Here is a 12,390-nt window from a genome sequence, read left to right on the forward strand (position 1 = left end):
TGCCCGGCCTGCTGCTGATGACCATCGGCTCCACCACCATCGGCACCGCCGTCTCCGTCTCCACCGACATGACCGAGGGCATCATCGCCCGCTTCCGCACCATGGCCATCCACCGCGGCTCGATACTCGTCGGCCACGTCGTCGGCAGCGTCCTGCAGTGCGTCGCCAGCGTGATCCTGGTCGGCGCCGTCGCCCTCGCCATCGGCTTCCGCTCCACCGACGCCACCGCCCTGGAATGGCTCGCCGCCCTCGGACTCCTCGCGCTCTTCGCCACCGCGCTCACCTGGATCGCCGTCGGCATGGGCCTGATCAGCCCCAACGCCGAAGCCGCCAGCAACAACGCCATGCCACTGATCTTCCTCCCCCTCATCTCCAGCGCCTTCGTCCCCGTCGACGCCATGCCCGGCTGGTTCCAACCCATCGCCGAATACCAGCCCTTCACCCCCGCCATCGAAACCCTCCGCGGCCTCCTCCTCGGCACCGAGATCGGCCACAACGCCTGGCTCGCCACCGCCTGGTGCCTCGCCCTCGCGGTGCTCGGCTACCTCTGGTCCACGTCGGTCTTCAACCGCGACCCGAGGTAAGCCCCGTGACCGCGCCCCAGGGCGGCGTACCCCGACACCACGTCGGAGTACGCCGCCCGTCGGCGTTCAGTGCCCCGGCTCGGCGCGGCTCAGCGGTCCGTGGCGCGTGGGTGCCCGGTTCCGGCGAACGTGATCCAGCAGGTGGCGCGGGCGGTGTCAGCCAGGTACCAGACACGGCCGCCCCCCGTCACCTCGATCTGCCACTGCTCGCAGGTCTGTCCTCGATGGATGCGTGGGCCAACTTGCCCTTCAGCCGGTGGTGGCGGGATGTCTCCCGGGACGGACGTGGATCCGTGCGCATGGTGATCCAGGCGCGATAGGTGTTCTCGCGGGCTTGCCGTGCCAGGCTCTCCCACCCCTTGGCCGAGGCCGCGTCGGCGAATCGCACCTCCCACTGCCCATCCACGGCCGGCGGTGCGGCGCGATCTCCGCGCCCCACACTCATGCCACGGACCTGGGGTCGGGAGCCGGCCCGTAGTCGGATCCGTGATCTCTGGTCAGCGCCGCCAACAGTTCGGGATCGGAGTACACCTCGGCCGTGTGCTGCCACGCGACAAGCAGTTGGGCGACCGCCGCGCCGTTGGTGACGGAGTCGGCGGCCCGCATGGTGTCGACGAGTTCGACGGCGAACGCGTGCAGGTCGGCCTCGGGGAGGAAGCGGACCCAGGGAAAGGCCTCCGGCAGTATGTCGAGGAGCAGCGAGACACCACCTGGATCGCGACGTGCGATGGCCATGAGCATGCGGGTCGCGGCGGAGACGACGGTCTGGTCCTGCTCCGCCCTGCTCGCCGTGGTCAGCACCAGGTCCTCACCGTCTCTGCGGCGCAACAACAGGCGCGGAGAGTCCTGGAGCCTGGCGAGGGTCTGCTTGTTCTTGTTGACGAGCTCGGAAAAGTTGACGGCGGAGTTCTGCGCGCTCATAACTTTGAAACTACTTTGAAACTTCGCGGGGCGCCATCGCCCGTACGAGGGAACGAGCCGCTCGCCTCAGGCGCCGGCCAGCCACGCGCGGAGGCGCTCGCCGAACGTGACGTCGTGCGGCAGCCGTGCCAGCTCCGGGCCGGCCGTGTCCACGCCGTGCCGCTTGAGGATGTCGGCCAGCGCCGCCCAGTGGGCGGCCTCCGCCTGCTCCTCGGTCTGCCCGTCGAACGGGCCGTCCGGGCCGACCACCATCCGGGCCGTGTCCGCGATGTCCTCGGCTGAGGCCCACTCCCGGATGTCCGCGCCGTCGCCGGACAGGAAGGAACTCCAGCCGCGATCGTCGAGCAGCACGACGCTTCGGCCGTCCGCGAGGGCGGCCTCCAGCCGCGCCGACACCGAGAGCTGCCGCGCGTTCGTGTCCGCCTCGTCCAGTTCGGCGTGCGTGACCAGCCGGGTCACGGCGGTCACAGCGCGCCGCTCCGCACGGCGGAGACGAAGGCGACCCAGCCGCGGGCGGCACATATCAGGGCCGGCCCCTGCGGGGACTTGGAGTCCCGCACGGGTATCGCGCCGACCGGCGCGAACGTGCGGGAGAACTCGACGCACTGCCCCCCGCCGCCGTCGCTGTGGGAGGACCGGATCCATTCCGCGGCGGAGAGATTCCACGTGGCGCTCATCAGCGAAGCTCCTTCAGCAGCCGTTCGATCATGGCGAGCGATCGGTCTGGGGACAACGCGTGCGCCCTCAGCAGATCATAGTCATCGAGGGCTGACGCGACGGTCTCGGCCGGGTCGTGCATCCGGCCTCCCACCCTGGTCTCCGTGTACAGCACTGTGGGAGAGCCCGTGAAGTACAGCAGCGTGAACGACTTCATGTGGGGAACGGGGGCACCGGCGGCGAACGGCAGCACCTGGAGCTGGATGTACGGCGAAGTCCCGGCCGTCAGAAGGTAGTCGAGCTGTCCGGCCAGGATCTGCGGACTGCCCACGACCGTTCGCAGGCACGACTCGTGCAGGATGACCCACAGCAGAGGTGGCGCGGGCCGGTCGAACACCTCGCGGCGGCGCAGTCGCGCGGCGACCTTGCCGGCCACCGACTCCGCCTCCGGCTTGGGGCGTGCCACCTGGAACGTGGCCCGCGCGTAGTCCTCGGTCTGGAGTACGCCCATCACGAGGTTCGACGAGTAGTCGAGTATCCGGGACGCCTTCCGCTCCAGGTCGAGGTAGGGGCTGAACCACGACGGGTGGTCTCCGTCGTCGATCCTCCGCAGCAGGTCCGTGAAGAGCGAACCGGTGCCGAACGCGGTGTCGCAGCCGGTGGCGAACCGCTCGCTCGGGCGAGGCAGCATCTTCCCGGCCTCGACTCTGCTCACGTACGCCTCGGAGTAGCCCGTCGCCCGGCCCAGGTTCTTCTGCGTGAGATTGCGGGCGAGGCGGACCTGCCTGACGTCGCGGCCGAACCGCTGGAGCGGGTTCAAGCGCTCAGGCTCGGGCGTCTCATCCACTGCCGTGACCTCCCGTTTCAGCGTTCAGGGCAGCTGACGCCGACTTGCGCACAGCCCGTCAAGCCCCGGGATTCCGCGCGCCACTGTGCCACTTTGGTGATCGCTGGAACACACCGCGTGCTCGCCGGGGTTGACGGCGGCGCCGACAGAGGCAGGCGTCGAGATGACAGATGGTGATCAGGAAACCGTTCGAGACCCCGAACCCACGGAGTGCCCCGCTGCGGAAAGTGAGCACGGGGAGCTCAGGGACAAGGTCAGACGGGTCAATGCCGAGAGCGAATCGAACCTGCTTATCAAGAGTGGGGGTCGCGGGTGACGCACCTCTTCGGTCCCGACGACTCCCCCGACGCGGAGCCCGTCAGGTTCGCGATGCAGTGCCTCTCCTGCGGCCTGTTCAGCCGCAGGTCGGAGCGGTCGGATGACGGGTCCGAGTGGGCCGTGGCACACCTGAGGGAGTATCCCGAGCACCATGACTACCGGGCGCACGTCACGCGCCCCTACCGCTTCGTTCCGCTCAGCCCGCCGGCCAGGTGATCCAGGACTCGGGGATCTCGTCGTCGAGACGGCGCACGTCGCCCGGTCGCAACACGCGTTGGGCCGCGAGGCGGCCGGCGACGAGGCGGGCGATCTCGATGGCGCCGAACGGGCTGAAGTGGGTGTTGTCCTGCGTGGTCGCGGTCCAGTTGAAGTACCGCTTGGTCTCCTCGGCGCCGAGCTTCTGCCAGAGGGCCAGGGAGAGTTCCTGGATGTTGAGCAGCGGGACGCGCTCCCGTTCCGCCAACGCCCGCATCGCGGCCGGGTACTCGCCGTGGGTGGGGACGGCGTTGCCCTCGGCGTCGAAGCGGCGGCGTTCCACCGAGGTGGCGAGCACCGGATGCGCGCCGCGTTCCCGGGCGCCGTCGAGGTACTGGCTCAGGTACTCCTGGTAGGTGGTCCAGGGTTCGGTGTACCGCGCGGGGTCCTCGATCTTCTCGTCGTTGTGGGCGAACTGGACCAGGAGCAGGTCCCCGGGGCAGATCGACGCCAGGATGGTGGTCAGTCGGCCCTCGTCGACGAAGCTCTTCGAACTCCGGCCGTTCATCGCGTGGTTGGCCACCGTGAGCCCACGGCCCAGGAAGAAGGGGAGGGCCATGCCCCAGCCCGTCTCGGGTGCGGCGGCGACGTACTTCTGGGCGGCGGTCGAGTCGCCGGCGATGTAGAGGGTGCGTGGCACCGGGCGGTTGTCCTCTCGGGGGGCGGCGAGGGCGGTCGGGGCCGCGACCAGGCCGAGCGGCAGGGCGGCCAGGGAAGCGATCACGGCACGGCGGGTGGTCCTGGTGGTCCCGATCACGAGAGCCCCTCTCCCGGGTGGTGGAGCAAGCGCTTGCAGGAGGGCGAAGACCCGGTTGACGGTAGGAGTGACCCGAGTCCACGTCAATGGTTCCGGCGGGCAAGGCCCCATCGGCAGAAAGGGTTTGTGGCCGCCGGGGGAAAGCTCAGATGTAGCTCTGGACTTGGGCCGGCGGCGGGTCGGCCGGCGGGCAAGGGGAAGGAAAAGGGCAGAAGTGGGGGTTTCTGGCGCAGGGGGTGCGGCGTGGGGGTCGTGATCGTCGTGTTGGTGGGGAGCGTCGTGGCGAGTCTGGCGGGGCTCGTGGCGACGCGGGCGTGGGCCAGGCGGGAGCCGCCGGTGAAGGGGAGCGGTTCGGCGCGCGGCGCCTACGAGTTGGCGTTTCTCTCGGGCGGTCCCGAGGCGGTGGCCGACGCGGTGGTGCGGGTGATGCGGGAGAAGGAGCGGGTCAGGCTCGCCGGTGACCGCCTGCGGGTGCTGCGGCCGGTGGCGGACGACGATCTGGAGCGGGAGTTCCTCGCGCGCTTCGGCACCGACTGGACCGCTTCCCGTGAAGACGTCATGGTCGGTCTCGTGACCTCGGACGCCGTCTGGGCGGTGAGCGACGAACTGACCAGGCGTGGCCTTCTGTTGGAACTGACGCGGTACGAGACGTGGCGGCTCGCGGGCCGCGTGCACGACGTGGTGTGTCTGGTGGCGGCGCTCGGGATGACCGGGGTGCTGCTGGTGACGGACGTGGCGTGGTTCGCCGCCGTGCCGGCGGCGTTCGCCGGCGCGGGCGCGCTGTTCGTGGCCGGCCGCTCGCTCGGCGGCGGCCGGCTGACGCGGGCGGGCCACGACGCGCTGCTGAGGGCGCGGCGGAAGAAGCGGTTCCACGTCGTCCGGCAGCCGGAGCGTCGGCGGGGGCACCGGGTCCGGTTTGGCTCGGGCACCGGCTATGGGCACTACGCCGGCAGCGGTTGTGGTAGCGCGTTCAACGCCGACGCCGGCGGCAGTTCGAGCTGCGGAGGCGGCGGCGGTGGGGGCGGCTGCGGCGGGGGCAGCTAGGTAGATCCTGCCCGGTCGGTCGTTGCGGATCAGGCCACGGCGTCGGACGCGGCGCAGCCGCACATGGGCAGCAGCGGGCAGCGCCCGACAGGCCGCTCCGCGGCGCGGCGTAACGCGGCGAGGTGCCGTGGCCGCGGCGGCAGCGAAGCGGCAGCTAACGCTGTTCGATCTCCACGCCGGCCGCCAGGAGGGGTTCGAGGAGGCGGTCGAGATCGGGCAGGGACCGGCGCGCCACCGCGAAGTCGTGCCAGACGAGCCGGAACGGGACGCGGGCGCCGAAGCCGCCGGCCAGGCAGTCGCGGAGGGCGTCGGAGTTGCCGCCGAAGTAGCCGGCCGGGCCGTTGATCGCCTCGCCGAGGGCGCAGTAGAAGGCCGGGGGGTCGGTGACGGCCCCGCCGGCCAGCTCGTAGCTGGTGCCGGCGGGCCGGTCGTCGGGGCGGGGTCGGCCGACTGTCGTGGCGTGCACCCGGATGGCCTCCAACCAGCCGGCGCGGTGTTCCGGGCCGCCAGTGGCCCAGCCACCGGGGGCGGGCGGGAAGGCGCGGCGCCACTCCGCCCACACGGGGCCGGCCGCCAGGTTCGGGTAGCGGAAGAAGTAGCCGTTCAGCAGGAGGTCGACTGAGCCGTCGGTGGTGGGGTGTTGGGCGAGCACCGTGGGCCCGCCCACGTAGTAGGCGCCGATGGGCTGGCCTGTGTCGGCCAGGATGACCACGTCGACGTTGGGGAGTTCGCGGCGGCGTGGATGGTCGAGGAGCTGTGTCAGCTCCGGTTCGAGTACGCAGCCGAGCAGTTGGAACGGTCGCCAGCCGCCGGGCTCTTGTTCGCTCTCCCCCTCCTGGGGCGCGGTGAAGAAACCCGTCAGCTCGCGTGCCGTGGCCAGCGCCGGGCCGGCTTCCTCGTGACGAAGCAGGTAGGTCATGACGATCAGCCTCACACGCGGAGTCGTCTGGGCAGCACCCCGCCGTCCGGGAACCAGGGGGCGGGGAAGAGGAACGGACTGCTGTAGTCGTGGTTGAGAACGTAGCCGAGGCGACCGTCCGGGCGTTCGAGAATGCGGTGATCGGTCCCGGGCACATCCCATTCCAGTGAGCCGCGCCACTGATCCCGCTGGCGCGGCGGCACCTGATCGGCACGATGGATAGTCTGCCGACCGGTGTTGGGGTCGATACGGGGGGTGCCCTGGCCCATCCGGATGTTGTCGTACTCGCGGACGATCGACCCCGGCATACGGTGCCCGTCGGACAGCCTGGTCGGCGGGTGGGCCGCCAGGCCCAGAGGGTCGCTCCAGGTGTGCGGGTTGTGGACGTAGCCGTAGTGGTGCGGCGCGGGGGTGAGGCCGAGCGGGTCGGGGCTGGTGTAGCGGGCGACGGCCGGGTCGTAGTGGCGGAGCAGGTTGTAGTGCCAGCCGGTCTCGTCGTCCGCGTACTGCCCGGGGAAGCGCAGCGGGGTGGCGGTGGTCGCGTCGGGGTGGGCGGAGTGGCCCCACAGGGTGCGGCGGGCCTGCCAGGCGATGGTGCCGGTCTCGTCGACGAGTTCGGTGGGGGCGCCGACGAGGTCGGTGACGATGGCGTAGAAGCGGCGGTCGATCTCGCCGCGCAGCGAGCTCTCGGTCTGGCCGACGGGGAGTTCGCCCTGGTAGTCCCAGGTGAGGGTGGCGAGTCTGCCGTGCGGGCCGCCGGTGGAGGTCTGTTCCACGAGGGTGGTGCCGGACCAGACGAAGTCGGTGCGTTCGACGACGCCGCCGTCGGCGTCGAGGCGTTCCTTGGCGATGCGGCGGCCGAGCGGGTCGTAGTGGTAGCGCCAGCGGGTGCCGTCGGGGGTGGTGACGGCGGTGAGGCGGTCCTCGGCGTCCCACTCGTAGCGCCAGCTCTCCGGCTTGCGGGAGAGGCGGGTGCGCTGGCGCAGGGTGACGCGTCCGGTGGCGTCGTACTCGTAGCGGACGCCGCCGGCGCGGGTGAGGCGGGTGCCGTCGAAGGCGCGGTCGCCGATGGCGTCGGCGGCGAGGGCGTCGGGCCACGCGGCCTCGGTCTGCTGTCCCGTCGCGTCGTAGGCGTAGTGCTCGGTCCAGCCGGGGGCGGTGACGGCGGTGACGCGGCCGGCGGGGTCGAGCTGGTAGCTGGTGGCGCCGAGATGGCTTTCGGCGACGGCGGTGAGGTAGTGGTCGGGCCGGTAGGCGAAGGCGCGCTGCCGCAGTTGGCGGCCGGCGGCGTCGAGGCGCTGTCCGGTGAGGCGGCCGGCGGGGTCCCAGGTCTGGGTGAGGGCGAACCGGTCGTCGAGGCGGCGGGCGGTCTCGCGGCCGAGCGGGTCGCGGTCGAAGGTGAGGGTGCGTCCCGCGGTGGTCAACGAGACGGCGTCGCCGGCCGCGTTGTAGCTCCAGCTGCTGGTGTGGCCGCTGGGGGTGGTGCGGGTGAGGACGCGGCCGAGTTCGTCGTGGGTCTGGTCGACGGTGAGGCCGTTGACGCCCTCGGAGGTGATGCGGCCGAGTCGGTCGTAGACGATGACGACCTCGGCGCCGGGGCACTCGGCGCGCGTCAGCTGGCCGAGCGGGTCGTAGGCGTAGGTGGTCGCGGTGGACTCGGCGGTCTTGGTGGTGATGTGGCCGAGGACGTCGCGTTCGTAGGCGACGGTCTGGCCGAGGGCGTTGACGCGGGCGACGAGCTGCCCGGCGGCGTCGTGCCGGTAGGTGACGGTGCGGCCGTCGTAGTCGGTCTCGGCGATCAGCCGGCCGGCGTCGTCGTAGGCGTAGTCCCAGGTGAGCCCGTGGGGGCCGACGACCTGGGTGAGCCGCAGCTCGGTGTCGCGGGTGAAGGTGTAGCGGGCGCCGTCCGGGTCGACGCGGGCGCTCGGCAGGTCGAAGGCGCCGTACTCGTAGGAGGTGACGCCGCCGTTCTCGTCGGTGTGGCTGAGGCAGTTGCCCTCGCCGTCCCAGGTCCAGGTCTGGACGCCGCCGACCTGGTCGGTGTGGCGCAGCGGCTTGCCCTCGGGCGAGTAGCTGGTGGTGGCGGTGGCGCCGAGGGGGTCGGTGACCCGCACGAGGCGGCCGAAGGCGTCGCGCCGGTACCGGGTGACCTCGCCCGTCGGGTCGATGACGGCGACGGGCAGGCCTGCGGCGTCGCAGCGGACCCGAGTGGTGCGGCCCGACTCGTCGGTGACGGTGGCCAGTCCGCCGTGGGTGTCGTGGGTGTAGCGGGTGCGGTTGCCCACGGGGTCGAGGACGACGGTGCGGTTGCCCGCGGCGTCGTAGGCGTGGCCCCAGACGGAGCCGTCGGGTTCGGTGATCTCGGTGGGCAGGCCGAGCTCGTTGTACTCGTAGCGGGTGGCCAGGCCGTCGGGGCGGATGACGGCCACGATCCGTCCCTCGTCGTCGAGTTCGTGGGTGGTGGTGCGGCCGAGCGGGTCGGTGGTGGCGACGGCGCGGTCGTAGCGGTCCCAGTCGTGGCGGGAGGTGTGCCCCAACGCATCGGTCTGGGCGATCAGTTGGTAGCAGTCGTTGAACTGGTAGACGGTGGAGTGGCCGAGGGAGTCGACGGCGACGGTGCGGTGGGCGGCCGGCTGGTAGTGGTAGCGGTATTCGAGGGCGCGGTCGGTGCCGGTGGTGAAGACGCAGCGGCCCTCGTCGTCGTACTCGTACGCGTACCAGTAGCCGTTGCGGTCCTCCCAGCGGGCGAGCCGGTAGTGCGCGTCGTAGGTGAAGGTGAGGGGCCGGCCGGAGGAGTTGGTGATCTCGGCGAGCAGTCCCGCGGCGTCGTAGCCGTAGCGCAACAGGGTGGGCCGGTCTGGGTCGTTGAGCAGGCGCAGTTCGGTGACGCGGCCGTGGTCGGTGGTGATGCCGAGGTGGTAGCCGCCGGAGTGGACGACGTCGGTCGGCGCGCCGTGCTCGTCGTAGCGGACGTCGACGCGGTTGTCGTTGCGGTCGGTGACGGCCGCCAGGGGGAGGGTGTTGCCCGGGCGGCCGGGGACGGGCGCGAAGTGCAGGGTGCGGCCGGCCTCCGGCTGGTGCACGGCGAGGGGGGTGCCGGGGCCGCCGTCCCAGCTCAGTTCCCAGCGCGGGCCCTCGACCGGCAGCACGGGCGCGTCGGGCAGCGGCCTGGGGTAGAGCAGCGTCATGCCGTCGGCGGTCAGCAGCCGGGCGCCGTACTCGTCGAGGACGATGCGCTGGTCGAGGGTGGAGGCCCAGGATGCGCCGAACCAACCGCCGTCCCGGTAGGAGGAGATGTGGTGGCGTTCGATCACGAGTGGCAGCACGCCGGGGAGTTCGATGTCGACGGCGGACATCAGCAGCTCGCCGGTGGCCATGTCCACGGGGTCGCCGCACGCGGTGCGGCCGTTCATCGGGATGCCCTCGCCCCGGGTGCGCCGGCCGAGGCCGAGCGCGCCCTGACGCAGTCCACGCAGTCCGGTGGTGGCGAGGGAGCGCATGCCGCGGGCGAGGCCGCCGAGGGTGGTGAGGCCCTTCATGCCGGGGATGCAGTCGAGGGCGGCGAAGGCGACGTCCCAGAGGGAGGCGCGGCCGTTGGCGTAGTCGTAGAGGGTGTCGGCGAGGACGACGAGCGCGGCGGCGAGGACGACCCAGGCGAGAGGGCCGCCGATGATCATGACGACGATGCCGAGGACGGCGACGACGACCTTGCAGATCTCGACGATGGTGTCCCAGTTCTCGGACACCCAGTGGATGGCGTCCTCCCACCACCGCCGGTTCTGGATGCCGGCGTCGGAGGCCGCGTCGATCTCGGAGGCGCAGGTGCGGGCCGCTTCCTCCCGCAGCTCCTTGGCGTCGAGGGCGAGTTGACGCGCGGCGGAGAGGGCTTCCTCGGTGCTGTCGACGCGGGACTGGGCGGAACTCGCGGCCTCGTTGGCGGCCGTGGCATCACGGGTGGCGGCGCGCACCTCCGCCTCGGAGGGTGGTTCGACGTTCTCGCGTTCCCCCTCGCGCTCCAGACGTTCGGCCTCGTCACCGGCGCGGGAGACCCAGTCCTGGGCGTCGGTGAGCGCGGCTTGGGCGGTGGAGAGGTCGGCCTGGGCGGCGATAGCCCGGTCCAACGCGCGGTCCGCCATGCCCTGAGCGGTCTCCAGCTTCGGCCAGTACGTCTGGAGGGCCTGGGCGGCCATGTCGTAGGAGGTCTGGAGTTTCTGGAGGTTGGGCGGCACCCCGTCGAACTCGGAGCGGAAGGCTTCAGCGGACAGTCCCGCCCAGTCGAGGACGGCCCGGTCCTCGGCCATCCCCCTGATGCGGCCGAGCGCCTCGCCGACGTCGTCCGCGAACGTCTGGAGCGAGTCGGCGAGGGTACGGACCTCGTCCGGGTCTCCGGGCGTCGGGTCCCGGTCCATGTCGACCGGACTCCAGTCGGACGGCCGTGCCACCGCGAAAACACCCCCGGAACCGGACCAACCCCTGTCACGTACCAGGGTCGACCAGCTTGTACGGCAGTTCTGTCACAGCTCTTCGACAGCTTGGCCCCAGCGCACGCGCCGGGCCGGGGGGAGCGAGATCACGTCCGAGCAGGTACGGTGTTAGGGCGGCGTAAAGGAACCGGTCGACCGGTTACCACAGCGTCGAAGGTGTGCCGGGAAGTCTGGTCGGCGGGTGATGTCGTCGACCCGAAAGGGCCACTCTTCGTGCTGCCGTCGTTCAAGTCGAGCGCTGAGGACACGCGCAACCGCCGCTCCATCGCCGAGTACCTGAGGCTTGAGGTGTCCGGCGGCGTCATGCTGATCGTCGCCGCCACGATCGCCCTGATCCTCGCGAACTCTCCGGTGAGTGACGGCTACTTCTCGCTCCGTGACCACCACCTGGACATCCCCTTCCTCGGTCTCGAGCTGTCCGTCGGGCACTGGGCCTCGGACGGGCTGCTCGCCGTGTTCTTCTTCGTCGCCGGCATCGAACTCAAGCGGGAACTGGTCGTCGGCGAGCTGCGACGGCCCGCCGCCGCGCTGCTCCCCGTGGTCGCGGCGGTCGGCGGCATGGCGGTGCCGGCGCTGATCTACGTGGCGTTCGCCGCCTCCGGCGGGGGCGACCTCGGCGGCTGGGCCGTGCCGATGGCCACGGACATCGCGTTCGCGCTCGGTGTGCTGGCCGTCGTCGGGCGGAACCTGCCGTCGGCGCTGCGGACGTTCCTGCTGACGCTGGCGATCGTGGACGACCTGATCGCGATCATGGTGATCGCGATCTTCTTCACGTCGACGCTGAACCTGTGGGCGCTGGCCGGGGCGCTGGTCGGTCTCCTGGTCTTCTCTCTGCTGCACCGGCGTGACGTGCACGGCTGGTACGTCTACGTGCCGCTGGCCGTGGCGATCTGGGTGCTGATGTACAACAGCGGGGTGCACGCGACCATCGCCGGGGTGGCGATGGGAATGCTGCTGCGGGTGACGGCGGGCGAGTTCGAGAAGGAGTCGCCGGCGGAGCGGGTCGAACACCTGGTCCACCCGATCTCGGCGGGCGTGTGCGTGCCGCTGTTCGCGCTGTTCGCGGCCGGGGTGCCGATCTCCGGCGGGATCCTGGCCGACATGGTGACCGAGCCGGAACCGCTGGGCGTCGTCGCGGGGCTCTTCCTCGGGAAGACGATCGGCGTCTTCGGCGCGACCTATCTCACGGCGCGGTTCACACGGGCGCGGCTGAACCCGGCGCTGGGCTGGGCCGACGTGGCCGGCGGCGCGATGCTGGCGGGCATCGGGTTCACGGTCTCACTGCTGATCGCGGAGCTGGCCTTCGCCGACCAGCCGGCTCTCGAGGAGCACGTGAAGGCGGCCGTCCTCATCGGCTCGATCATCTCGGCGATCGTCGCCTCGACGGTGCTGACGCTGCGCGGCCGCCGCCACCGCCGCCGCCTGGCGGCGGCACCGCCCACCGACGCCGACTGACGGCGACGGGGGATTCCCCCACCCACCCCGCCCTTCCCGGCTCCGCCGGACTGGCCGCCGGCCGGCTCGCAACGGCGCGGCGGCCATCCGCCGGTGAGGACAGGGCTCCCCCACCCACCCGCCCTTCTCGGCTCCGCCGGGCCGGCCGC

11 protein-coding genes are annotated in these 12,390 nt (G+C 71.5%); 4 read left to right on the forward strand and 7 right to left on the reverse strand.

What is annotated here, in order from left to right:
* Positions 1-584, forward strand: a 584-nt coding sequence (locus ACFWI8_RS34900) for an ABC transporter permease (RefSeq protein WP_387099881.1), incomplete at its 5' end; no start/stop codon positions are given.
* 441 nt (positions 585-1,025) lie between these two features.
* Here the strand turns inward: ACFWI8_RS34900 and ACFWI8_RS34905 are convergent.
* From ACFWI8_RS34905 to ACFWI8_RS34920, 4 genes are all read right to left on the reverse strand, one after another.
* On the reverse strand, positions 1,026-1,505 hold the full coding sequence (locus ACFWI8_RS34905) for a hypothetical protein (RefSeq protein WP_387099884.1): 480 nt from the start codon (positions 1,503-1,505) through the stop codon (positions 1,026-1,028).
* Positions 1,506-1,571: 66 nt separating this feature from the next.
* Complete coding sequence (locus ACFWI8_RS34910) at positions 1,572-1,973, reverse strand: hypothetical protein (RefSeq protein ID WP_387099887.1); 402 nt, start codon at positions 1,971-1,973, stop codon at positions 1,572-1,574.
* Positions 1,970-2,182, reverse strand: a complete 213-nt coding sequence (locus ACFWI8_RS34915; RefSeq protein ID WP_387099890.1) for a DUF397 domain-containing protein — start codon at positions 2,180-2,182, stop codon at positions 1,970-1,972. Before ACFWI8_RS34915 ends, ACFWI8_RS34910 begins: the two co-directional genes overlap by 4 nt.
* Entirely contained in the window at positions 2,182-3,009 is an 828-nt protein-coding gene (locus ACFWI8_RS34920; RefSeq protein WP_387099892.1) for a Scr1 family TA system antitoxin-like transcriptional regulator, read from the reverse strand. Before ACFWI8_RS34920 ends, ACFWI8_RS34915 begins: the two co-directional genes overlap by 1 nt.
* Before the next feature lie 312 nt (positions 3,010-3,321).
* Between ACFWI8_RS34920 and ACFWI8_RS34925 the strand changes: the two genes are divergently transcribed.
* On the forward strand, positions 3,322-3,543 hold the full coding sequence (locus ACFWI8_RS34925) for a hypothetical protein (protein ID WP_387099895.1): 222 nt from the start codon (positions 3,322-3,324) through the stop codon (positions 3,541-3,543).
* On the opposite strand, the gene ACFWI8_RS34930 is transcribed toward ACFWI8_RS34925, so the two are convergent.
* Complete coding sequence (locus ACFWI8_RS34930) at positions 3,524-4,273, reverse strand: rhamnogalacturonan acetylesterase (RefSeq protein WP_387099907.1); 750 nt, start codon at positions 4,271-4,273, stop codon at positions 3,524-3,526. The genes ACFWI8_RS34925 and ACFWI8_RS34930 overlap by 20 nt on opposite strands.
* 309 nt (positions 4,274-4,582) lie before the next feature.
* Here ACFWI8_RS34930 and ACFWI8_RS34935 point away from each other — a divergent pair, with 309 nt between their 5' ends.
* Positions 4,583-5,383 (forward strand): TIGR04222 domain-containing membrane protein, encoded by an 801-nt coding sequence (locus tag ACFWI8_RS34935; RefSeq protein ID WP_387099898.1) that lies wholly within the window; start codon positions 4,583-4,585, stop codon positions 5,381-5,383.
* A 154-nt stretch (positions 5,384-5,537) separates the two neighbouring features.
* Here ACFWI8_RS34935 and ACFWI8_RS34940 read toward each other — a convergent pair whose 3' ends face one another.
* Positions 5,538-6,302 (reverse strand): barstar family protein, encoded by a 765-nt coding sequence (locus tag ACFWI8_RS34940; RefSeq protein ID WP_387099901.1) that lies wholly within the window; start codon positions 6,300-6,302, stop codon positions 5,538-5,540.
* 11 nt (positions 6,303-6,313) lie between these two features.
* Complete coding sequence (locus tag ACFWI8_RS34945; RefSeq protein ID WP_387099904.1) at positions 6,314-10,744, reverse strand: DUF6531 domain-containing protein; 4,431 nt, start codon at positions 10,742-10,744, stop codon at positions 6,314-6,316.
* A 258-nt stretch (positions 10,745-11,002) separates the two neighbouring features.
* Here ACFWI8_RS34945 and nhaA point away from each other — a divergent pair, with 258 nt between their 5' ends.
* On the forward strand, positions 11,003-12,241 hold the full coding sequence (nhaA, locus tag ACFWI8_RS34950; RefSeq protein WP_387099909.1) for a Na+/H+ antiporter NhaA: 1,239 nt from the start codon (positions 11,003-11,005) through the stop codon (positions 12,239-12,241).
* The last annotated feature ends 149 nt before the right edge of the window (positions 12,242-12,390 follow it).

Origin of the sequence: Streptomyces sp. NPDC127098 (assembly GCF_042722465.1) — a bacterium.
GTDB classification, from domain to species: Bacteria; Actinomycetota; Actinomycetes; order Streptomycetales; family Streptomycetaceae; genus Streptomyces; species Streptomyces millisiae.

Bases quoted from the DNA above. Each gene is read 5' to 3' on its own strand.
- ACFWI8_RS34915 (WP_387099890.1), bottom strand. From the start codon at position 2,182: ATGAGCGCCACGTGGAATCTCTCCGCCGCGGAATGGATCCGGTCCTCC.
- ACFWI8_RS34940 (WP_387099901.1), bottom strand. From the start codon at position 6,302: ATGACCTACCTGCTTCGTCACGAGGAAGCCGGCCCGGCGCTGGCCACG.
- ACFWI8_RS34905 (WP_387099884.1), bottom strand. From the start codon at position 1,505: ATGAGCGCGCAGAACTCCGCCGTCAACTTTTCCGAGCTCGTCAACAAG.